This window comes from Haloarcula onubensis (assembly GCF_031624605.1).
Lineage (GTDB): Archaea > Halobacteriota > Halobacteria > Halobacteriales > Haloarculaceae > Haloarcula > Haloarcula onubensis.
Window position 1 is genome coordinate 1,144,310 of the sequence record NZ_JAMQOS010000001.1, and the last position, 20,003, is coordinate 1,164,312.

Annotated in this window: 23 protein-coding genes; 7 read left to right on the forward strand and 16 right to left on the reverse strand. The window is 68.4% G+C overall.

Annotated features, from left to right (window positions below; translation table 11 throughout):
* The first annotated feature begins 264 nt into the window (after positions 1–264).
* Both NDI86_RS06005 and NDI86_RS06010 read left to right on the forward strand, forming a co-directional pair.
* Positions 265–627, forward strand: coding sequence for a helix-turn-helix domain-containing protein (locus NDI86_RS06005; RefSeq protein ID WP_310899496.1), 363 nt, complete (start codon positions 265–267; stop codon positions 625–627).
* Positions 624–926: a DUF7521 family protein gene (locus NDI86_RS06010; RefSeq protein ID WP_310899497.1), complete on the forward strand. Its 303-nt coding sequence runs from the start codon at positions 624–626 to the stop codon at positions 924–926. The genes NDI86_RS06005 and NDI86_RS06010 overlap by 4 nt, the downstream gene beginning before the upstream one ends.
* A gap of 9 nt (positions 927–935) precedes the next feature.
* Here NDI86_RS06010 and NDI86_RS06015 read toward each other — a convergent pair whose 3' ends face one another.
* Positions 936–1,226: a plastocyanin/azurin family copper-binding protein gene (locus tag NDI86_RS06015; RefSeq protein WP_310899647.1), complete on the reverse strand. Its 291-nt coding sequence runs from the start codon at positions 1,224–1,226 to the stop codon at positions 936–938.
* Between the two features lie 88 nt (positions 1,227–1,314).
* On the opposite strand from NDI86_RS06015, the gene NDI86_RS06020 reads away from it, so the two are divergent.
* Positions 1,315–2,841, forward strand: a complete 1,527-nt coding sequence (locus tag NDI86_RS06020) for a cryptochrome/photolyase family protein (RefSeq protein ID WP_310899498.1) — start codon at positions 1,315–1,317, stop codon at positions 2,839–2,841.
* Between the two features lies 1 nt (position 2,842).
* Here the strand turns inward: NDI86_RS06020 and NDI86_RS06025 are convergent, their stop codons facing one another.
* Genes NDI86_RS06025 through NDI86_RS06045 form a run of 5 tightly spaced genes read right to left on the reverse strand, consistent with a single transcriptional unit; the run spans position 2,843 to position 6,132 of the window.
* Positions 2,843–3,571: a DUF2270 domain-containing protein gene (locus tag NDI86_RS06025; RefSeq protein ID WP_310899499.1), complete on the reverse strand. Its 729-nt coding sequence runs from the start codon at positions 3,569–3,571 to the stop codon at positions 2,843–2,845.
* A complete protein-coding gene (locus NDI86_RS06030) occupies positions 3,568–3,951 on the reverse strand; it encodes a helix-turn-helix domain-containing protein (RefSeq protein ID WP_310899500.1) in 384 nt (127 codons plus the stop codon). The genes NDI86_RS06025 and NDI86_RS06030 overlap by 4 nt, the downstream gene beginning before the upstream one ends.
* 40 nt (positions 3,952–3,991) lie before the next feature.
* Complete coding sequence (locus NDI86_RS06035; protein ID WP_310899648.1) at positions 3,992–4,426, reverse strand: DUF6691 family protein; 435 nt, start codon at positions 4,424–4,426, stop codon at positions 3,992–3,994.
* A gap of 41 nt (positions 4,427–4,467) precedes the next feature.
* Positions 4,468–4,941, reverse strand: a complete 474-nt coding sequence (locus tag NDI86_RS06040) for a YeeE/YedE family protein (protein WP_310899501.1) — start codon at positions 4,939–4,941, stop codon at positions 4,468–4,470.
* Positions 4,942–6,132, reverse strand: coding sequence for an MBL fold metallo-hydrolase (locus NDI86_RS06045; RefSeq protein ID WP_310899502.1), 1,191 nt, complete (start codon positions 6,130–6,132; stop codon positions 4,942–4,944).
* 193 nt (positions 6,133–6,325) lie between these two features.
* Between NDI86_RS06045 and NDI86_RS06050 the strand changes: the two genes are divergently transcribed.
* Both NDI86_RS06050 and NDI86_RS06055 read left to right on the forward strand, forming a co-directional pair.
* A complete protein-coding gene (locus NDI86_RS06050) occupies positions 6,326–6,595 on the forward strand; it encodes a sulfurtransferase TusA family protein (protein WP_310899503.1) in 270 nt (89 codons plus the stop codon).
* Complete coding sequence (locus NDI86_RS06055) at positions 6,592–7,188, forward strand: DsrE/DsrF/DrsH-like family protein (protein ID WP_310899504.1); 597 nt, start codon at positions 6,592–6,594, stop codon at positions 7,186–7,188. Before NDI86_RS06050 ends, NDI86_RS06055 begins: the two co-directional genes overlap by 4 nt.
* On the opposite strand, the gene NDI86_RS06060 is transcribed toward NDI86_RS06055, so the two are convergent.
* The 5 genes from NDI86_RS06060 to NDI86_RS06080 all read right to left on the reverse strand — a co-directional run bounded on the left by NDI86_RS06060 (position 7,185) and on the right by NDI86_RS06080 (position 13,335).
* Positions 7,185–8,909 carry an ABC1 kinase family protein gene (locus tag NDI86_RS06060; RefSeq protein ID WP_310899505.1) on the reverse strand — a complete coding sequence of 575 codons (1,725 nt, stop codon included), beginning with the start codon at positions 8,907–8,909 and terminating at the stop codon, positions 7,185–7,187. The two genes, NDI86_RS06055 and NDI86_RS06060, sit on opposite strands and share 4 nt — an antisense overlap.
* A 47-nt stretch (positions 8,910–8,956) precedes the next feature.
* Positions 8,957–11,611: a heavy metal translocating P-type ATPase gene (locus NDI86_RS06065; protein ID WP_310899506.1), complete on the reverse strand. Its 2,655-nt coding sequence runs from the start codon at positions 11,609–11,611 to the stop codon at positions 8,957–8,959.
* Positions 11,612–11,728: 117 nt separating this feature from the next.
* The gene (locus NDI86_RS06070) at positions 11,729–12,436 is read right to left on the reverse strand and encodes a TMEM165/GDT1 family protein (protein WP_310899507.1); all 708 of its coding nucleotides are present in this window, start codon (positions 12,434–12,436) and stop codon (positions 11,729–11,731) included.
* The gene (locus NDI86_RS06075) at positions 12,433–13,122 is read right to left on the reverse strand and encodes a metal-dependent transcriptional regulator (RefSeq protein WP_310899508.1); all 690 of its coding nucleotides are present in this window, start codon (positions 13,120–13,122) and stop codon (positions 12,433–12,435) included. The genes NDI86_RS06070 and NDI86_RS06075 overlap by 4 nt, the downstream gene beginning before the upstream one ends.
* Before the next feature lie 60 nt (positions 13,123–13,182).
* A complete protein-coding gene (locus tag NDI86_RS06080) occupies positions 13,183–13,335 on the reverse strand; it encodes a hypothetical protein (protein WP_310899509.1) in 153 nt (50 codons plus the stop codon).
* An 80-nt stretch (positions 13,336–13,415) separates the two neighbouring features.
* Here NDI86_RS06080 and NDI86_RS06085 point away from each other — a divergent pair, with 80 nt between their 5' ends.
* Positions 13,416–13,901 (forward strand): metal-dependent hydrolase, encoded by a 486-nt coding sequence (locus NDI86_RS06085; protein ID WP_310899510.1) that lies wholly within the window; start codon positions 13,416–13,418, stop codon positions 13,899–13,901.
* Here the strand turns inward: NDI86_RS06085 and NDI86_RS06090 are convergent.
* Positions 13,894–14,142 carry an MTH865 family protein gene (locus tag NDI86_RS06090; protein ID WP_310899511.1) on the reverse strand — a complete coding sequence of 83 codons (249 nt, stop codon included), beginning with the start codon at positions 14,140–14,142 and terminating at the stop codon, positions 13,894–13,896. The genes NDI86_RS06085 and NDI86_RS06090 overlap by 8 nt on opposite strands.
* 120 nt (positions 14,143–14,262) lie before the next feature.
* On the opposite strand from NDI86_RS06090, the gene NDI86_RS06095 reads away from it, so the two are divergent.
* A complete protein-coding gene (locus NDI86_RS06095; protein ID WP_310899512.1) occupies positions 14,263–15,543 on the forward strand; it encodes a PQQ-dependent sugar dehydrogenase in 1,281 nt (426 codons plus the stop codon).
* Here NDI86_RS06095 and NDI86_RS06100 read toward each other — a convergent pair.
* The 4 genes from NDI86_RS06100 to NDI86_RS06115 form a co-directional block, all read right to left on the reverse strand.
* Positions 15,530–16,312, reverse strand: coding sequence for an HAD-IIA family hydrolase (locus NDI86_RS06100; RefSeq protein WP_310899513.1), 783 nt, complete (start codon positions 16,310–16,312; stop codon positions 15,530–15,532). The genes NDI86_RS06095 and NDI86_RS06100 overlap by 14 nt on opposite strands.
* A gap of 34 nt (positions 16,313–16,346) precedes the next feature.
* On the reverse strand, positions 16,347–17,708 hold the full coding sequence (locus tag NDI86_RS06105; protein ID WP_310899514.1) for an ATP-binding response regulator: 1,362 nt from the start codon (positions 17,706–17,708) through the stop codon (positions 16,347–16,349).
* A gap of 73 nt (positions 17,709–17,781) precedes the next feature.
* The gene (locus NDI86_RS06110; protein WP_310899515.1) at positions 17,782–19,197 is read right to left on the reverse strand and encodes a hypothetical protein; all 1,416 of its coding nucleotides are present in this window, start codon (positions 19,195–19,197) and stop codon (positions 17,782–17,784) included.
* Complete coding sequence (locus NDI86_RS06115; protein WP_310899516.1) at positions 19,194–19,919, reverse strand: ABC transporter ATP-binding protein; 726 nt, start codon at positions 19,917–19,919, stop codon at positions 19,194–19,196. Before NDI86_RS06115 ends, NDI86_RS06110 begins: the two co-directional genes overlap by 4 nt.
* Positions 19,920–20,003: the final 84 nt, after the last annotated feature.

A 20,003-nucleotide genomic window follows, 5' to 3' on the forward strand; every position in this document is an offset into this window, starting at 1 on the left:
ACCGGCTGTGGCGGCGACACTCGTGAGGGCGGTACTTGCCAGGAACTTGCGGCGGGTGGAGGGAGTTGGCATTCCATCGCCAACTGCGGCCGATACTATGGAAAAACCCGATACCGCTTTCCACATTCTGGAAATCGTCGGCCGGGAATATGTGCCAGCCACCGGAACGTACCTGATTGCCTACCACCGATACGTTAACGGTCGTGACGGCTGACAGTACCCACGTCGTATCGGCTTCCCCGCCCGCCCCCCGGAGGTCCCTCCGTGAGAAGCGACGACAGCATCGACGACCAGGCAGTGTTCGACGTGCTCGCGGACGCCGACTGTCGCGATATCCTCGCGACGGTCGAGGAGCCACTGCCGGCGAAATCGGTCGCCGAGCGATGTGACCTCCCGCAGACGAGCACCTACCGGAAGCTCCAGCAGTTGAGCGAGGCCGGACTGGTCGCCGAGGAGACCGAGGTACGACCGGACGGGCACCACGCGACGACATACGTGCGCGACTGCTCGGGCATCTTCGTCACGCTCGAAGGGGACGACGCGTTCGACGTGGAGACGGTCTCGCCCACCCAGTCGGCGGACGAACGGCTCGCGACCCTGTGGACACGCGTTAGCGAGGAACTATGAACGGCACCATCTCACCCATCGTCATCGGTTTCAAGACAGTGACGCTCCTGCTTGGCGGCCTCGTCACCTATCTCGCCGCGAAAGCGGCCGCGAAGACGGGCTCGTCGTCGCTGAGTACGCTCGCGGTCGGATTCGGCACGATAACCTCCGGGTCGCTGCTGGCCGGTGTCGCCGACCAGCTGTTCGGTATCGACACACAGACCGCGCTGGTCTTAGAGAACGCCCTCACCGCCGTCGGGTTCGTCGTCATCGCCTACTCGCTGTACGTCGCGAGTCGCTCGTCACCGCGCGGCCGGTAGCCGGGTCCGTCACTCGACGACGACGGCGCCGCGCATCCCGAACCCGAGATGGGGGGCACAGTAGTACAGGTACGTCCCGGCCGACTCGAAGGTGTGTTCGAACGTGGACCCCTCTTCGGCCGTCAGGTCGCTCTCGAAGTCGCCCCGTTCGTGGACCACGTTGTAGCTGTTCCCGGTCCCGACCCACGTGACGGTCGTCCCCGCATCGACGCGGCCGCCGCGACACCGAGGACCGCCCGTCGGTCCGGATTGCCTGCCATGTCTCGACGTAGAAAGCCAGCGGGTGAAAACGCCATCCAGTCACCGCCGCGGCCGCCGTCCACACCTACGTAGTTCGGACGTGTGTTCATCACGATGGCCGCGAAAGCACAGCTATGCGAGGACAGCAATGACGGTCTGGCTCCGGGGTGACCACCTCGTCCGGCACCGTGGGCCGCTGGCCCGCCGGCCGGACGAGCCCCTGCTGTGCATCGAGGCCGAGTCGTTCGCGCGCAAACTGCCGTACCACCCGCACAAGCTGACGCTGGTGTTCGCGGCGATGCGACAGTTCAGAGACGCGGTCCGGGCGGCGGGCCGAACCGTCCACTACCGCCAGGTAGAGACGTTCGCGGACGGACTGGCCGCGCACTTCGACGCGCATCCCGGCGACCACCTCGTGACGACCGCGCCACAGGCCGACGGCGCCCGCGAACGCATCGAGTCGCTCGTCGCGGACGCCGGCGGCAGCGTCGAGTTCGTCCCGGACGAGCGGTTCCTCTGCTCGCCCGCCCAGTTCGACGCGTGGGCGAGCGAGGGCCGGTATCGCCACGAGGAGTTCTATCGGTTCATGCGCCGCGAGACGGGGTACCTGATGGACGGTGACGACCCCGTCGGCGGCGAGTGGAACTACGACGACCGGAACCGCGAGACGCCACCCGAGGGGTGGACGCCGGCGGCCCCGCCCACCTTCGAGTACGACGAGACTGTCCACGAGACCGCCGACTGGGTCACAGAGACGTTCGGCGGCGGCTACGAGGTGCCGCCCTACGGCGGCGACTGGGCCGACCCCGAGGCGTTCGACTGGCCCGTCACCCGTCGACAGGCCGTCCGGGCGCTGGACCACTTCGTCACCCACCGGCTGGCCGACTTCGGGCCGTATCAGGACGCGATGCGGGCGGACTCGTGGGCGATGAGCCACAGCCTCCTGTCGACGTCGCTGAACCTCGGCCTGCTCGCGCCCGACGAGGTCATCGAGCGCGCCATCGCGGCCTACGAGGACGGCGCCGCGCCGCTCAACAGCGTCGAGGGGTTCGTCCGGCAGGTGCTTGGCTGGCGGGAGTTCCTCAGACACGTCTACCGCCGGGAGATGCCCGACCTCGCGATGGCGAACCAGCTAGACGCCGACGAACCGCTGCCGGAGTTGTACTGGACCGGCGACACCGAGATGGCCTGTCTCTCGGACGTGGTCGACGGGGTCCGCGAGCGGGGCTACTCCCACCACATCGAGCGTCTGATGATTCTGGCGAACTTCGGGCTCGTCTACGGCGTCGAGCCGGCCCAGCTCAACCGCTGGTTCCACGCGGGCTACGTCGACGCCTTTCACTGGGTCACGACACCCAACGTCGTCGAGATGGGGCTGTACGGCGCGGGCGTCTTCGCGACGAAACCGTACGCCTCGTCGGCCAACTACGTCGACAGGATGAGCGACTACTGCTCGGGCTGTCCGTACTACAAGACCAAGACCACCGGTGAGGGGGCCTGCCCGTTCAACGCGCTGTACTGGGACTTCCTGGACCGCAACGAAGGCGAACTGCGCTCGAACCACCGTATGGGATTGATGTACAGCCACGTAGACGATAAAGACGACCGGGAGTGGCGCGGGATTCGCGAGCGGGCCGACGAGATTCGGGCGATGGCTCGCGAGGGAGAGCTCTGACCTACGGCTGTTGCCAGTCGTCGATTCGCTCGGTGCGCAGTTCGGACCGGGAGTGCCACTCCCGCGGCCTGACCGTGATGACGACGCCGCACAGATAGACGAACGCGACGGCCGCCGTCACGACGACGCCCGGGACCATCCCGATGGCCGCGCTCGTCGGCCAGTCGGCGCCGTCGGCGAAGGCGGTCACACGGATGAGCCACGCGGCGTTGACGACGGTAAAGAGCGCCAGATACACCCGTCGCATCCGGTGGGCGAGGGCCTCCTCGAACGGAATCTTCACCGTCGGCTGGTCGTAGTCCGCGCTCAGCTTCCGTCGCCAGTCCCGGTCGGCCACCGACCGGCTGGGGTCCAGTCCCGGCGCCCAGACGTTCTGCTGGATGAGCCTGACCCGGGAGCGCCAGACGTCGAAGCCGCGGTAGCGGTGGGCCTCGATACCGAGGAATACCCCCAGCGTGACCAGCCCGACGAGCACCAGATAGTGGGGGTTGGTCGGGTCCGAGAACGCCCACGTGAGGATGGCCGCGATGACGGTCACCGCCCAGTTCGTCGTCCGGTCGAGGCGCTCGCGCCAGCGGGTCATCCGGTGGACCTCGCCCCGATAGAGGTGCGCCATCGAGGAACTCGGGCCCATCTCCTGTTCGAACAACCCCTCACCGAGGCGTCGTTCGCGCTCGCCGCCCGGGTCGAACCCTTCCCCCGGGTCGGGGTCCGCGCCCTCCTCGCTCATTCCGTTCGCTCACCGAATTTATCGCGGAACTCGTGGATGAGCTGCCCCATCTTGGCGTAGTAGTCGTTGAGTTCCCGCTGCATCTGGTCGGCGACGGCGTCGGGGTCACGTGGCTCGTAGACGTGGTGGTAGCTGCTGCCGTCGCCGCTGACCTGGCGCTGCTCGACCAGTTCGGCCTCCAGCAGCCGCTGGACCGACCGGTAGGCGGTCGTCCGGTCCCGGTCGACCCGTTCCGCGAGGTCGTCGACCGTCAGCGCCTCGGGACTCGTGACGAGCTGCTCGAAACAGGCCCGGTCGAGTTCGGTCAGCCCGTGGAAGCAGTCGAGCAGGTAGTCACACTGAACGTCTTCTTCGAGTTGGGTGCGGATGGCTTCTGGCATTAACTGGTCCTCCGGTCGCTGTGCTGAAAAGTGGTGTCGCTCACGCCGGCTCCTCCGAGGCCGCGGCCGCGGTGTCGTCGGTCGACCGGACGTATCCCTGGAGGTACGCGCCGGCGAACATCCCGACCAGCGCGTAGAGGATGGTGACGTTCCCGACGCCGAGGCTGGCGTAGGCCGCGCCGGGACAGATGCCCGAGATACCCCAGCCGACGCCGAAGATACCCCCGCCAAGCACGACGTTGCGGTCCATCGACTTCACGCGCTTTCCGAACTGCTGCCCGGTCAGCGGCGCCGACCGTCCGGTTCGGGACAGCACGGCGAAGGCCGTCCCGGCGACGACGCTGGCCCCGCCCATCACGAGCAAGAGCCCGAGGTCCGACAGCTGGAGGAATCGCAGGACGACCTCTGGGCGGTACATCTGGCTGAGGCCGAGTCCGAAGCCAAAGACGACGCCGCCAAGCAGGATAGCGGGCATGAACAGCGGGTGACGACCGCCGTCTGCTCGCCGCTCGTCGCTCACGGCGTCACCCCCAGCGCCTGGACGACCTGTGCGGTCCCGATGGCGATACCGACGAACGTGGCGACGTTCAGCAGCGACGTCTCCGAGAGCGAGCCGACGCCACAGACGCCGTGGCCGGAGGTACAGCCCTTGCCGAGTCTGGTGCCGACGCCGACGAGGACGCCCCCGAAGAGGAGGCGCCACCACTGGACTTCGGTCGTCCAGCCGAACTCGCCGAATGCGAGCCCGTAGATGGTCCCGCCGAGCACGATGCCCAGCGTGAACACCACGCGCCAGTCCCGCGTCGACGTGAAGCGGAACTGCTGGAACCGCGACCTATCCGAGACGTACGACAGCGTGGACTCCAGGAACGTGCTGGCGCCCGCGGTGATACCGGTGGTCGCGTAGACGACGACGGTGCCGGCCCCGATGAGCAGCCCACCCAGCAGGTAGTGGAGCCAGCCGTTGGGCAGCAGTGTCTCCGCGAGCATCTACTGCCCCGTCATGGCGTCGGTGGTAGCCGCGCAGTTGTTCGGGCCCCGCTCCAGTTCGGCGGCGGTGTCGTCGTCCAGCGGCTCGTGACCGAGGTTCGTCGCGATGATGTCCTCGTAGTTCTCGGGTCGGGGCGGCATGTCGGCGAGGACGAACTCGACGAACGACTCGCGGTCACGGGAGAGCGCGGGCATCGACGCGGCGATGTCGCCCAGGGTGTCGGTGAAGCTCCCGTCGGGCGCCTGCTCGGCACCGTCGCTGACGTGGCCGGGCGCGACGAGCGTCTCGTCGGGCAGGGCGAGTACGCGCTCCTGGAGGGTGTCGTAGAGCTGTCGGGCGGCCTCGGGGGCGCCCTCGGCGCCGTCTTCGAGGTCCGGCCGGGCGACGCTCTCGACGAACAGGCCGTCGCCGGTCAGGAGGACGGCGTCGGCCACGAGATAGGAGGTCATCCCGGTCGTGTGGCCGGGCGTGTGGACGGCTTCGACCGCGACGTCGCCGACGGCGACCGTCTCCCCGTCGCCGAGAGTGTCGTAGGCCTCCTCGTAGTCGATGCCACGAGACTCGGCCGCGTCGGGGACGACGGCGCGGACGCCGTACTCGCGCGCGAGCGTCCGGACCCCGCTGATGTGGTCCGCGTGGACGTGCGTGTCCAGCGCCGCCACGAGGTCCGCGCCGTACTCTTGGGCCGCGTCGACGTACTCCTCGGCGAAGGCGTGGAGCGGGTCCACGACGACGGCCTCGCCGTCGCTGACGACGAGATAGGAGAGACAGCCAGAGGACGGCCGGTAGAACTGGACGACCGTCGCGTCGGTGTCGGCCGCCAGTTCGGTGCTCGCGAGGACCGTCTCCCAGCCCTCCATCCCGTCTTCGACGGCGACCACGTCGTCGACGCCCGCGTCGTCCAGCACGTCCGCGACGAACTTGCTCGACAGCCCCTTCGCACAGACGGTGTAGAGCGGCCGGGCCTCGGGAAGTTGGTCGAGCGCGCTCTCGGGGACCCCGTCGAGGAACTGATAGTACGGGACGTTCGCGAAGGCGACGGAGTCGCCGTCGATGCGCCAGTCGTCGACGTCGGCCGGCGCGCGCGTGTCCAGCACCCCGAACTGCTCGCCGTCGTCCAGTCGCTCGTAGAGGTCGGACGGGTCGATGCTCGTCACGTCGTCGGGAATCGGGAACGGTTTGTCGCTCATTCTGTACCCCACCTAGCCCGGTGGGACTGAAAAGTGTTGCGGGAGTATTGCACAACTTTCGAAATTAACTCTGGCGTCGGCCGGCGGGATTTCCCGGGTTGAAATATAAACTGCGCGTGTCCAGTACCGGGCATCGGCACCTCCCAACAGACTTATGACGGCCGAACAAGTATTGCGTGTTAGGTACAATACAATGGCAACTGATACGACACCGGACGACGTGACGGAGACCATCGACGTGACAGGCGAATCGTGTCCCATGCCGGTCGTGCGGACGAAGCAGGCCGTCGACGACATCGCCGTGGGTGACGTCCTCGAGGTGCTCGCGACGGACTCGGGCTCGGTCAGCGACATCGACGGCTGGGCGGATTCGCTCGAGACGGTCGAGCTGCTGGCCCAGACGGAGTCGACCGCGGACGGGCAGACCGTCTACCACCACTTCGTGGAGCGGGTGGGCGAATGAGCAGCGAGCCCGCCGCCGGCGAACCGGAGTCGGCCGCCGAGTCGACGACAGTCGGTGGGGAGCCAGAGGTCGCTGCCCTCGAGGAGCGCATCGAGGAACTCGAAACGGCGGTCGAGACGCTCCGGGACGACGGGCCCAAATCGATGACCATCGTCGCGACGCAGGGCTCGCTGGACATGGCCTATCCGCCGCTCATCCTCGCCAGCACGGCCGCGGCCTTCGGCTGGGACGTGACCGTCTTCCACACCTTCTGGGGGCTCGACATCCTCCACGAGGAGCGCTCCCGTGACCTGAAAGTCAGCGCCGTCGGCAACCCGAACATGCCGATGCCGAACGTCCTCGGGGCGCTTCCCGGCGGCGACGCGTTGGCGACGTGGTACATGAACCGCGAGATAGCCGACAACGGCACCGCGACCATAGAGGAGCTAATCGAGACGAGCCTCGACATGGGCGTGGACCTTCAGGCCTGTGAGATGACCACGGAGCTGTTCGACTACGACCACGACGAGTTCTACGACGGCGTGACCACGGACGTGGGCGCCGCGACGGCGCTAGAGCACATGGCCGACGCGGACGTGCAACTGCTGGTCTAGTCGCCCTCGCGTCGGCGCATCTCGTGGCGCGTGAACTGCGGCGTCGCGAGCGTGCGACCGCGCGACCGACGGAACGACCAGACAAGGGCCACAAGCGAGAGACCGCTCACGCCCATCGCAAGCGCCACCGGGGGGAGCGCCGCGTCGACGTAGAAGAAGGCCGCGACCGGAATCCCGGCGGCCGCGACGAATCCCAGCAACAGCCGCTGGGCCATCCGTCGAGCGAGCCCGTCGCCGTCTCTGAGCACGGTCGCGAGCGTCAACTCGCTGCGCGCGGCGATGTCGAGCGCTCGCTCGGCCCGGGGCGCCGTCGTCACGAGCGACCGGGCGCCCCTGGTGACGGTCTCCTGAATCTCCTCGCGGATGGCGTCGCCCGCGTCGGCCTGGCCCTGCTCCATCACGTAGTCGGTGATTATCTCGATGAAGTCGAAGTCGGGGTCGAGAGTGCGACAGACCCCCTCCAGTACCGTGGTCACGCGCACCACGAGCGCCAGGTCCTGTGGCAGCCGCATCGGGAACACGTAGAGCTGGCTCTCGAACTGCCCGACCAGTTGCTCGATGCGGTACTCGCTGATGTCCTCGCCGCGGAACTGCTCGATGACGATTTCGAACGCCTCGGCCATCACCTCGCGGTTCGCCGCCGGGTCAAGCGCCCCCATCGCGACGAAGGCGTCCATGACGCGGTCGACGTCGTCGCTCGCCAGTCCGACGTAGAACTCCATCAACTGCTCGCGGGTGCGAGGGCCAAGCCGTCCCGTCATCCCGAAGTCGTAGAAGACGAGGGTACCGTCGTCCTGGACCGCGAGGTTACCGGGATGGGGGTCGGCGTGGAAGCGCCCGTCCTCGACTATCATCTGGATGTAGGTCTCTTCGAGGCGCTGGACCAGTTCGCCGCGGTCGACACCTATCTCGTCGAGACGGGTCACGTCGTCGATTTTCACCCCGTCGAGATACGTCATCGTCACCACGCGGTCCGTCGAGTGGCTCCCGACGACCTCGGGAACCGCGACGTCGTCGCTGTCGGCGAAACTCGCGCCGATTTCACGGAGCATCCGGGCCTCGTGGGCGTAGTCCATCTCCTCCCGTATCGTGGCCGCGAACTCCTCGCTCAGATTCTCCAGCGTGTAGGCCTGGGCCGGGTCGGCACCGCGGGCCAGCAGCGGCGTCAGCGTCTCCAGCACTCGCAGGTCGGACTCGACGCGCTCGCGGATGCCGGGCCGGAGCACCTTCACGGCGACGCGCTCGCCGTCGACGGTCGCCTCGTACACCTGTCCCAGCGACGCGCCGCTGATGGGGTCGGTGTCGAAGCTATCGAAGCGCTCCTCGACCGGTCCGCCCAGTTCCGCCTCCAGTAGCGGCTCGATTTCCGACCACGGCTCGGGCGGCACCTTGTCCTGTAGCTCCGAGAGTACCTCGATGTACTCCCCCGGAAGCGCGTCGGGTCGCGTCGACAGCATCTGTCCGAGTTTGATGAAGGCCGGGCCCAGGTCGAGAAACGTCCCTTTGAGCCGCCGCGCTCGCTCGGTGCGCTGCTCGCTCGCTATCGACCGGGAGCGACCGACGACGACGAACCGCTTGCGGTCTCTGGCCCACGCCCAGACGAACGGGACGAACTGCCAGGCGACGACGACGGCGCGCCACAGCGCCCGCAGGCGGACGCCGAGGCCCGAGGGTTGGCGACCCGCGTCTGGCGACCCTCCGTCGCGCTGGGACTGACTCACTGGCCGGCTATCAGGGCTCAGCGCAAATGAACGTACTGGAAGCCCGATTACGGTCGCAGCGAGCCCAGCAGTTCGTAGTCCTCGTCGGGCGTGTAGCGCCGGAAGACGAGGCTGTTTGCCAGCACCGACACCGACGAGGCGGCCATCGCGCCCGCGGCCAGCGCGGGCTGGAGCAGCCCCAGCGACGCCAGCGGAATCATCACCGTGTTGTAGCCCAGCGCCCAGAAGAGGTTCTGCTTTATCTTCCGGAGGCTGGCCTCGGAGATGCGGATGGCCTTCAGCACGTCGGCGGGGTCGTCACGCAGCAGCGTCACGTCGGCGGCCTCGATGGCCACGTCGGTCCCCGAGCCGATGGCACAGCCGACCGTCGTCGTCGCCAGCGCGGGGGCGTCGTTGACGCCGTCGCCGACCATCATCGCGCGGCGTCCGTCCTCCTGAATCGCCTCGACGGCGGCGGCCTTCTCCTCGGGCAGCACCTCGGCCTGGACGTTGTCGGGGTCGATACCGACCCGCTCGGCGACCGCGCGAGCCGTCCGCTCGTTGTCGCCGGTTATCATCCACACGTCGAGGCCGCGCTCGCGGAGGTCGGCGACCGCACGCTTCGCGCTCTCCTTGACCGTGTCCGCGTCGGCGACGACGCCGACGAGGCGGAAGTCGTCGGCGCCGTCATCCGCCTGCGACCGGTCGGCCTCGCCCGGTCGACCGTCCGCGAGAGCAACTAGCATCGCGGTCTTCCCCTCCCGCTCCAGGGTGTCCATGCGCTCCTCGGCGGGGTCGGTGTCGACGCCGTGCTCGCGCAGCAGCCTTCGGTTGCCGACCAGCACCTCGCCGTGTTCGGTCGTCGCCCGCACCCCCTGGCCGGGGACGTTCTCGAACTCGTCGGCGGCCTCGAACTCGACGCCGCGCTCGCGGGCGCCCTCGACGATGGCCTCGGCGAGCGGGTGTTCGCTCCCGCTCTCGGCGCTGGCGGCGAGTTCGAGGACGAACTCGTCGGTGAGTTCGGGACGCTCGGTGAGGAGGCCCCCGTCGGCGGCAGCGTCCGCGTCGCCTCCATCGGCGGCCGGGCCGACCGCTTCCACGTCGGTCAGTTCCATCGCGCCCTCGGTCAGCGTCCCGGTCTTGTCGAAGACCACGGTGTCGACGTCCCGCACGGTTTCGAGCACGTCGCCGCCCTTGAACAGGACGCCGTTGCGCGCCCCGATGGTCGTGCCGACCATCGTCGCGGCGGGCGTCGCAAGCCCCAGCGCGCAGGGACAGGCGATGAGCACCGCCGACGCGAAGACGACGACGGCGAACTCGCTGACGCCGACGGCGGCGGGGCCGCCAGCGGCGAGCCCCCAGATGGGCAGCGCCGCGACGAAGCTCGCGAGTGCGTCGGGGAACAGCGCCCAGACGGCCGCCCACAGCAGGGCGTTGGCGATGACCGCGGGGACGAAGTAGGCCGAGATGCGGTCGGCGACGTTCTGAATCTCGGGCTGTCGGGACTGGGCGGCCTTGACGCGCTCGACTATCTGCTGGAGCGCCGTCTCCGAACCGACCTTCGTCGCCTCGACTTCCAGCACGCCGTTCTGGTTCACCGTCGCGCCGATGACCTCGTCGCCCTCGCCCTTCTCGACGGGGACGGACTCGCCGGTCACCATCGACTCGTCGACCGCGCTGCCGCCGTCGCGCACGACGCCGTCCGTGGGAATCTTCTCGCCGGGGCGGACCTTCAGCCGGTCGCCCACCTCTACCTCGGAGAGGGGAATCTCCGCCTCGGAGCCGTCATCGCGGACGACCGTCGCGGTGTCGGCCTCCATCTCCAGCAGTTCGCGGATAGCCGCGCCGGCCTGGCTCTTCGAGCGGGCTTCGAGGTAGTTGCCCAGCGTGATGAACACGAGGATGAACGCGGCGGTGTCGAAGTACAGCCCCGTGCTCGCGATGAGGTCGAGCAAGGCGACGACGGAGTAGCCGTAGGCCGTCGTCGAGCCCAGCGCGATGAGCACGTCCATGTTGGCCCGGCGGTTCTTCACGAGGGCCTTGTAGGCGTTCTCGTAGAACGGCTTGCCAAGCGCAATCTGGACCGGCGTCGCGAGCGCGAACTGGACCCAGCCCAGCGGGACCCCAAAGAGCGTCTCCTCGAACAGCCCCAGCGAGAGCAGGTGGTCGGCCATGAACACGAGCAGCGGCAGCGAGAGCGCCGCGCCGAAGAGAGTCAGGCGGCGCTGTCGCTTCACTTCCTCGTTCCGCGCGGCGTCGCGGCGGTCCTCGGGTGAGACCGCCTCGCCGTCGCTCTCCTCGTCCTCGCGGACCGGCGAGTAGCCGGCGTCCTCGATAGCGTCGTAGAGGTCGGAGAGCGAGGCGACCGACGGGAGGTAGGTGACCTGCGCCTCGTCGGTGGCGTAGTTCACGTCGGCCGAGACGACGCCCTCGACGCCGACCAGCGCCTCGGTGTTCGTCTCGGCGCAGTTCGCACACGACATGTCCGTGATACCGATGGTGGTCGTCTCGGTGTCGACGCCGTAGCCGGCGTCGTGGACGGCGTCGACGATATCGGACAGCGAGACCCGGTCGGGGTCGTAGGTGACGCTCCCCTCGTCGGTGGCGTAGTTGGCGTCGACCGACGCGACGCCGTCGAGTTCCCCGACGCGGTCCTCGATGGTGCCCGAGCAGTTCGCACAGCTCATCCCGGTCAACTCCAGGCGGACGGTTCGGTCGGTCATCGTGATTCCTAGTAGGGGCTACCCTTTGATGCGCTTTGTCCTTGTATCTGTTAGTCAGGAACCCTCTTCGAATTTCGAATCGAAAGTATCTGCGCTCGGCTACACTCGCTCGCTAACTCAGAACGGCAGTGCACTTGCCATCGCTGTGACTGCGGTCTCCCACAGCGAGACGCCCACCAGCACTTTCAGCGCGAAGTCCGCGGCGAAAAAGCCAAAGAGGCCGGCGCCGACGAAGTGCGCCTTCCGGATGTCGAAGTGATGCGAGAACCGGTGGAAGAACAGCGCGTTCGCGATGCTGACGGGGATGATAGCGAGCATCTCCCCGGTCCAGATGGCCGTCCCGAAAGCGGGGTACTGGGCGGCCAGCGAGATGGTGATGAGCTGGGTCTTGTCGCCGAACTCGCCGAAGGCCATCATCGCGAAGATGGGCAGGAAGCCGCCGAGCTTGTTCGGGACCTTTCGGTCGACGACCGGCACGCGCACGTCCAGTTCGCCGCCGTCGGTCAGGGCGCCCGTCGCGGCCTCCCGGTCGGTGGCGTCCCTGGCCGGCGCAGTACGCAGGAGCAGGTAGGCAAAGAGGACGAACAGCGCGGCGGTCATCGTATCCAGGTAGATGCCGGGCAGGAGGTCGGTGACGGCGCTGCCGAGCCAGACCTCAAGGGCCGTCCACCCGGCGAAGGCGCTCCCGGCCGCGGCCACGACCAGCGCGGGATTGAACCGCGTCGAGAGGCCAGCGATGATGAACTGGACCTTCTCGCCCGGCAGGACGGCGAGCTGTGCGCCCGCGGCGATGGCGACGACGCCGAGCCACGTGGCCTCGCTCACACCTCGCTCACCTCGTCAGCGGCGTCCTCGGGGCTGCGGACCTGAATCGCGCCGGCGATGTGGTCCGGCAGCGAGACCGTCTCGCCGCTGTCGAGTCGCACTGTCACCATCCCGATGGGAGCGACCTCCTGGACGACGAGTTCGACGCCCGGCCGGACGCCGACCCCGTCGAGATACGTCAGCTCCTCCGGGTCGCGGTCACGGACGCGGGCGACCAGCAGTCGGGTCCCCTCGCCGTGGTCGGCCAGCGCCGACGCCGGGATGTCCTCGATGGGGTCGAGCGTGTCGCTTGGTATCGGGTCGCCGTGGGGGTCGACCTCGGGGTCGTCGAGCGCGGCGGCGACCCGCCGCTCGAACTCCTCGCTGATGTGGTGTTCGAGAATCTCGGCCTCCTCGTGGACCTCCGACCAGTCGTAGCCCAGCTCTTCGGTGAGAAACGTCTCCAGCAGCCGGTGGTGGCGGATGACCTCCAGCGCGACCGTCTCGCCGTCGGGCGTGAGCGTGACGCCCTTGTACTTCTCGCGTTCGACGAGCCCGCGGTCCGCGAGCTTCTCTATCATGCTCGTCGCGGTGGGCGGTGTCACCTCCAGGGTCTCGGCGATGGCGGACGTCGCGACCGGCGGCTCGCCGTCCCGTTCGAGCCGGTAGATAGCCTTCAGGTAGTCCTCCATCTTCGCGCTCAACATACCAGCGTTTAGACGAGTCTAACTCAAAAACGTACTGCTTCAAACAAAAGATTGGTCAGGTCACATCCGGTCGTCGGTGTAGGTCTCGCGGCGGGACCGGGTCATCAGGTAGAGGAAGAGGTAGCCGATAGCCCCGAGGACGAACAGGGTCGCCGGGATGAGGAAGGGTCCGAAGGTCTCGATGAGCAACTCGACGACCGCCGGCAGTAACATGGCCCTACTAGCCGCGCCGGCCACATAAGCCTCGCCACCGAACCGACAGTTTAGGGGCTATCGAGAGACAACTGCTCGGTATGTACCGGTTGGGCCACCAGGGTGCCGCGCTCGTCGCCTACGCGCCGCTGGGACTCGCGCTGTTGGTCGCGGCGCGGCCGACCCTCGCCGTCGTCGGCGGCGGAGTCTCGCTGGCGCTGGCGTCGGTCCCAGACGTAGACCAGCGCCTGCCCGGCGTGGCTCACCGCGGGGTCACCCACACGCTCGGCTTCGCCCTCGCCGTCGGCGTGGGCCTGGGCGCGGCCGGGTGGCTGCTCGGGCGCGGCGCCGGCGTCGATACCGCCGCGGAGTTCGCGGCCGTCGGATTCGCCGTCGGCACCACCGTCGTCGTCTCGCATCTGCTCGCGGACGTCATCACGCCGATGGGCATCACGCCCTTCTGGCCCGTCTCGGACCGGCACTACACCCTCGATATCTGCCGGGCCGACAACGCGGCGGCGAACTACGCGCTACTGGGTCTGGGTATCGCCGTCACCGTCGCGGTGCTCGCCGTCGCCCCTAGATGAGGTCCTGCGACTCCAGCGAGGCCATCACGTCGTCGACGAAGTCGTCGACGCTCTCGTAGGGGAACTCCCCGTTCAGTTTGGTGTTCAACTCCATCGCCGTCATCGAGAACTCGCCCGACTCGAACTTCGTCGACGGGCCGTTGGGCAGGGCCGGCACGAGGTCCATCGGGCTGGCGATGGGGTAGTCTGCGTCCTGGAACGCCTCTGTGAACTGCTCGCGGAGTTCGGCTTTGTCGGCCATTGGTTGTATTATGGGTTGCACAACCCAGCCAATAAAGGGTTCGACAGCGGTACACTTTCCCGTTGTTTAGCGTTTATTCCGAGCCGGGCGTTTCTTGACGGGTGCGTCCTACGTGGCGGTATGCACACGCCGACTCGCAGGGCGTTTCTCGCCGCTACGAGCGCCTCGGTCGCCGCGCTTTCGGGCTGTTCGGCGTCGGACTCCACCGTGACGCCGACGGAGGGCGCCCTCCGTGGACTGGAACTCTCCGGCGAACGGGTCGCGTCGGGCTTCGACGCGCCCGTCGACGTGGTCGTCCCGCGCTCCGGGGAGTTCTTCGTCGCCGACCAGTTCGGTGAGATACGATACTTCGACGGGGCGAAGACCGCTCCGGCGGCTATTACCGACCTGACCGACCGGCTGGCCGACCCCGGCGGCGAGATGGGGCTGCTCGGCATCGCGCTCCACCCGGAGTACGACGGCTCGGGTCGGATGTACGTCCGGTACAGCGCGCCGCTGCGCGCGGGGATGCCCTCGAACTACTCACACAGGTTTGTCCTCTCGGAGTTTCGGGTCTCCGGGGGCCGCCTGGACCGCGACAGCGAGCGGATGCTGCTGGAAATCCCGGAGCCACAGATAAACCACAACGCGGGCGCCGTCGGGTTCGGGCCGGACGGCTACCTCTACGTCGGCGTCGGCGACGGCGGCGCGGCCAACGACCAGGGCCGGGGCCACGTCGACGACTGGTACGACGCGGTCGAGGGCGGCAACGGCCAGGACGTCACCGAGAACCTGCTTGGGAGTCTCCTGCGCATCGACGTCGATAGCCGGGATGCAGACCGACCCTACGGCGTCCCCGAGGACAACCCGCTGGTCGGCCAGCCAGGGCTGGACGAACAGTACGCCTGGGGCTTCCGGAATCCGTGGCGGTTCTCCTTTGGCCCCGACGGCCGCCTGTTCGTCGCCGACGTTGGCCAGTCCAGCTACGAGGAGATAAACGTCGTCGAGCGGGGCGGCAACTACGGCTGGAACGTCCGCGAGGGCCGGTCTTGCGTGCAGGCCGAAGAGTGTCCGACGACGGGGCCGGAGGGGGACCCCCTCGTCGACCCCGTCATCCAGTACCCCCACGAGGGCGACGGCATCACCGGCATCTCCGTCATCGGCGGCTACGTCTACGACGGCCCCGCTATTCCGTCACTGCAGGGGCGGTACGTCTTCGCCGACTACGTCGCGGAGGGCGAGCTGTTCGTCGGCACCGAAGGCGACGACGGCTGGTCGCTGGACGCGGTCCCCGTCTCGGGTATCCAGTCGCGGGTGCTCTCCTTCGGCCGGACCCCGGCGGGCGAACTGCTCGTCTGTTCGACGGGCGACTCGGGCGGAGCGGTCCACCGGATTCGGGCCGCCGAGGCTACGGCAGAATAGCGTCCACGTCGGCCAGCGAGTCGAGTACGTGGTCGGGTTTCACGTCGCTGGCCGCGAGCGTCGCGTCGTCGGTGACGCCGGTCATCACGAGCGCGGTCTGCATCCCCGCTCGCTCCCCCAGCAGGATGTCCGTCCCGAGGCGGTCGCCGACGACGAGGACGTCCTCGGGGGCCTGTCCCAGACGGTCGAGCGCCGCCTCGGTGGCCACCTCGGAGGGCTTGCCCAGCACGCGGTCGGGCTCCCGTTCCGTGACGCCCGTGATGGCCCTGAGTATCGCGCCCGTGCCGGGCACCGGGTGGCCCTCCGGCCCGGGGAACGTCGGGTCCGGGTCCGTCCCGAGGTAGACGGTGCCGGTGTCGAGTGCGCGGAGGGCGGCGACCATGTCGTCGTAGTGGAACTCGTCGGTCCAGGAGGCGAGCAACACGTCGGCGCCGCCCGGCTCGGTGACCACCTCGGCCCGGCCCCGGTCGATGCGCTCGCGCAACGACCGGGAGCCGATGACGAACACGTCGTCCCCCGCGTGGTGTTCATCGACGTACTCCCGCGTGACCACCGCCGAGGAACAGGCCTCCCCCGGGCGGGCGTCGATACCCAGCGACTGCAGCCGGTCGACGTACTCCCCGGCGCCGTGGAGCGGGTTGTTAGAGAAGAACGCTATCGAGAGGCCTCGCTCGCGGAGCCGGTCGACCGCTTCGGGCGCCCCGGGCAGCGGGTCGTCGTCGTGATACACCGTTCCGTCGAGGTCCAGCAGCACGCCCCGGACTGTCATGGACCCGGGTATGAAGTCAGCAGTGAAAAGTGTCTCACTCGCGCTGTGTCACGCCGGTCAACTCGAAGCGGGCGCCGCCGGACTCGCTCTCGGTCAGGTCGAGTCCCCAACCGTGGGCGTCGGCTATCTGGGCGACGATTGCCAGCCCGATGCCGGTGCCGTCGTCGGCCGTCGAGTGCCCCATCTCGAACACTTCGCTGTCGTCGTCGATGCCGGTGCCGTCGTCGGCGACGTAGAACCCGTCCGACAGCGAGCCGACCTCGACGCGTACGGGACCGTCGTTGTGCTCGACGGCGTTTCGAAAGAGGTTCGCGAAGAGGTCCCGGCCCCGGGTCGGGTCGACCTCTATCTCGCCCGTCGCGGTCACCGACAGCGTCGCCTCGTCGGTCGCGACGTCCGCCCAGGCCTTCTCGGCCAGCGAGTCGACGGTGACCCACTCGGGCTCCTGGACCGCCCGCCCCTCCCGGGCCAGCGTCAACACGTCCTCGATGATGTCGCCCATGCGGTCGAGCGACCGGTCTATCTTCGCCACCATCTCGTCGTCCTCGACGTCGAGCAGGTCCAGCGCGCTTGCGGCGACGTTCAGCGGGTTGCGCAGGTCGTGACTGACGACGCTGGCGAACTCCTCTAACCGCTCGTTCTGCCGTTCCAGTTCCCGCTGGCGCTCGACGCGTTCCGTGACGTCGCGTGAGACGAGCTGGGCGGTCGCCCGCTCGCGGTGGCTCTCGACGGGGACGAACTGGTTCTGGTAGTGGCGGCCGTCTAGCGAATCCTCCGTCTCGACGGTCTCGCCGTCCTCAATGGCTCGGCGGACGGCGGCGACCCGTCGACGGGCGGTCTCTGTGTCCATCACGTCGGTCAGGCGCTCGCCGGCCAGCGCGTCGGGGGTCGTCCCGAGCCGGTCGGCCAGTGAGGGGTTGGCCGACAGCACGACGCCCTTGGCGGTGATGTGGGCGATGCCGTCCGGCGAGTTCGCGACGAGCGACTCGAACTTCTTCCGTGTTCGGTCCTGTTTGACGACGCTCTCGATGCGGTTTGCCAGCCGGCCGTACTGCTTGTCTTCGACGACTTCGAGCTTCAGCAGGTAGTCGGCCACGCCCGCCCGAATCGCCTGACTCGCGGTCTCCTCGTCCCCCCGCCCAGTCAGCAGGATAAACGGGAGCGACGGGTCCTCCTCTCTGACGGTCGACAGCAGCTCCAGACCGTCCATCTCGGGCATCTCGTAGTCGCTGACGACGCAGTCGAACTCCTCCTCGACCAGGCGCTGTGCGGCGGCGGTACCGCTGTGGACCGAGATTGCCTCCATGTCGTGTTCCTGTGTCAACGTCTCCGCCGTCATGTCGGCGAAGAACTCGCTGTCGTCGACCACCAGAGTCCTGATATCTCCCTCTGCCATGTGATTTACCCGTATATCGTATCCGAACACGTTTCGACACTTGTACCTACGGAAAGCTGTTGGGGTTGTGTCACTAGCTCTGTAGTTTCTCCGCCCATCGCGGACCGGCACGTCCGGTCAGCCACCAGCCCACACCACCGGCCAGCGTCGCGAGTCCAACCGCGGCGGCGACGGCGGCGAGCGGCGCGACGGAGACGACGAGCGCGGCCACGAGCAACGGCACCGCCAGCGCGGCGAGCGCGGCCCCGAAGGCGGCGAACAGCGCCGTGTCGAACAGCAGTTCGTTGGGCGCGAGCCCCGTCAGGTACGCCGCGACGCCGAAGACGTAGACGGCGACCCCAGGCACCACGAGGAGACCGACGGCAAGTGCCCTGACGGGATACCACAGCGTCGCCGCGGCCAGGTAGGCCGCCGCAGCCGACAGCGAGAGGACCAGATACGCCCGCAGGGTCCCCGCGAACACGTCGGCGTAGGCCACTGGATAGCGGAGATAGGACCGCGGCGAGTCGAACTGCGTGACCCAGCTATAGGTCGTGAAGGCACCGAGCCCGAGCAGCGTCCCGAACGCGACGCCGGGCTGCGGTCGGACGCCGGTCGCGGCGGTGACCCGGTCGAGCAACAGCGCTGTGACGGCAAAGAGCACGCCCATCGAGAAGACGACCTTCCCCACCGAGCCCGAGGAGCGGGTGACCGAGAGCAGCGACTGTCTGGTCAAGGGGTCCCTGACGCCGGTAAAGAGCCGCTCGGTCGCGCGGTGGCGGGACGAGCCCGCGTCGTCGACGGGCCGAAAGAGGGCCACTCCCAGCGCCGCGAGCGCGAGCGTCGGTGTGACCCCGCGGCCCACTGTGGCTGCCGACGGGTCGGCGTACAGCGCGTACGGCGTGTACGCGACCGGGTCGAGGCCGAGGCCGACGACGGCCAGCGTCCCGCCGACGAGCGCGCCCGCGAACGCCAGGCGGCTCCGGGTCGCCACCGCGACGAGCGCGAGCGACAGCGAGGCGCCGAAGGCGAAGGCGGCGACGACGGCGAGCCACAGGAGCGCGACGCTCGCTGGCGTCGTCCCCGACGCGACGGCGACGGCGCCGTACCCCACGACGGCCGGGGTGAGCACGAACCCGGTGTAGTAACAGACGTCCTTCAACAGGAAGGTCGCGAGCAGTCGCCGCCAGGACAGCGGGAGGGTGCGGGCCGAGAAGACGAGCAGCGTCACGTCACCCAGCACGTCCCGCAGCGCGTCCCGACCGACCAGCCCGATGGTCCCGACCTGGAGTCCGAAGAAACCCACCAGCGCGACGAGCCCGCCGGCGACCGTCGCCATCGGCGTCCCGGTCAGCGGGAGCAGCCACGCGCCGACCCCGGTGAGGACGGCCACGACCAGCGGGAACGCCGCGAAACGGGCCCCGCCAAAGAGGTGGCTGTGCAGCCGCCACTCCTCGCGGACCATCCACCGGAACAGCGTCCCGGTCACGGCCGTGTCCGTCCGCGTCACGCCCGGACCTCCGCGGCGTCGCCGCCGACCTCGGCGATGAAATACGAGAGCAGTTCGTCCTCGCTCATCTCGCGGGGGTCACACTCGGCGACCAGTTCGCCGTCCTCGACGATGCCGACGTGCGTGCAGAGTTCGGCCGCCACGTCGACGTAGTGGGTCGAGAGAAAGAGCGTGTTACCCCGCCCGCAGTAGTCCGCGAGGACGGACTTGACCTGCTCCTGCATGATGGGGTCTAAGTTCACCAGCGGCTCGTCGATGAACACGAGGGCCGGGTCGTGGAGGAAGGCGCCGGCGAGCATCACCCGCTGGCGCTCCCCCTCGGAGAGCCCCGTCGCGAGGGCGTCGAGTACGCCCGAGAACTCCAGGCGGTCGGCCCACGTCCCGATGCGCCCCGCCACGTCGTCGAGACTGCGCACCTCCCCCACGAAGGTGAGATACTCGCGGGGCGTCAGGAAGCTCGGCGGGTCCTCCCGCTCGGGGAGGATGCCGATGGCCCGCTTGACCGCCATCGGCTCCGCGACAGGGTCGTGACCGACTACGGTGGCCGACCCGCCCGTCGGCCGGCGTTGCCCGGTCAGCAGTTCGATGGTCGTGGTCTTCCCCGAGCCGTTGGGGCCCAGCAGTCCGAAGAGGGCACCCTCGTCGACCGAGAGCGAGAGCCCGGACAGTGCCGTCACCTCGCCGAAGCGCCGGCTCAGCTCCGTCGTCTCGATAGCTGCCATATGGTCTCCGTTCCGGGCAGTCCCCCCTTTATCTGTTCGGCCCAGTTGCCGCGTTTGATACTGGGGGCTCCGCTGTGGTCTCGC

Bases quoted from the DNA above. Each gene is read 5' to 3' on its own strand.
- NDI86_RS06010 (WP_310899497.1), top strand. From the start codon at position 624: ATGAACGGCACCATCTCACCCATCGTCATCGGTTTCAAGACAGTGACG.
- NDI86_RS06020 (WP_310899498.1), top strand. From the start codon at position 1,315: ATGACGGTCTGGCTCCGGGGTGACCACCTCGTCCGGCACCGTGGGCCG.
- NDI86_RS06025 (WP_310899499.1), bottom strand. From the start codon at position 3,571: ATGAGCGAGGAGGGCGCGGACCCCGACCCGGGGGAAGGGTTCGACCCG.
- NDI86_RS06030 (WP_310899500.1), bottom strand. From the start codon at position 3,951: ATGCCAGAAGCCATCCGCACCCAACTCGAAGAAGACGTTCAGTGTGAC.
- NDI86_RS06035 (WP_310899648.1), bottom strand. From the start codon at position 4,426: ATGCCCGCTATCCTGCTTGGCGGCGTCGTCTTTGGCTTCGGACTCGGC.
- NDI86_RS06040 (WP_310899501.1), bottom strand. From the start codon at position 4,941: ATGCTCGCGGAGACACTGCTGCCCAACGGCTGGCTCCACTACCTGCTG.
- NDI86_RS06045 (WP_310899502.1), bottom strand. From the start codon at position 6,132: ATGAGCGACAAACCGTTCCCGATTCCCGACGACGTGACGAGCATCGAC.
- NDI86_RS06050 (WP_310899503.1), top strand. From the start codon at position 6,326: ATGGCAACTGATACGACACCGGACGACGTGACGGAGACCATCGACGTG.
- NDI86_RS06055 (WP_310899504.1), top strand. From the start codon at position 6,592: ATGAGCAGCGAGCCCGCCGCCGGCGAACCGGAGTCGGCCGCCGAGTCG.
- NDI86_RS06065 (WP_310899506.1), bottom strand. From the start codon at position 11,611: ATGACCGACCGAACCGTCCGCCTGGAGTTGACCGGGATGAGCTGTGCG.
- NDI86_RS06075 (WP_310899508.1), bottom strand. From the start codon at position 13,122: ATGTTGAGCGCGAAGATGGAGGACTACCTGAAGGCTATCTACCGGCTC.
- NDI86_RS06080 (WP_310899509.1), bottom strand. From the start codon at position 13,335: ATGTTACTGCCGGCGGTCGTCGAGTTGCTCATCGAGACCTTCGGACCC.
- NDI86_RS06085 (WP_310899510.1), top strand. From the start codon at position 13,416: ATGTACCGGTTGGGCCACCAGGGTGCCGCGCTCGTCGCCTACGCGCCG.
- NDI86_RS06090 (WP_310899511.1), bottom strand. From the start codon at position 14,142: ATGGCCGACAAAGCCGAACTCCGCGAGCAGTTCACAGAGGCGTTCCAG.
- NDI86_RS06095 (WP_310899512.1), top strand. From the start codon at position 14,263: ATGCACACGCCGACTCGCAGGGCGTTTCTCGCCGCTACGAGCGCCTCG.
- NDI86_RS06100 (WP_310899513.1), bottom strand. From the start codon at position 16,312: ATGACAGTCCGGGGCGTGCTGCTGGACCTCGACGGAACGGTGTATCAC.
- NDI86_RS06105 (WP_310899514.1), bottom strand. From the start codon at position 17,708: ATGGCAGAGGGAGATATCAGGACTCTGGTGGTCGACGACAGCGAGTTC.
- NDI86_RS06115 (WP_310899516.1), bottom strand. From the start codon at position 19,919: ATGGCAGCTATCGAGACGACGGAGCTGAGCCGGCGCTTCGGCGAGGTG.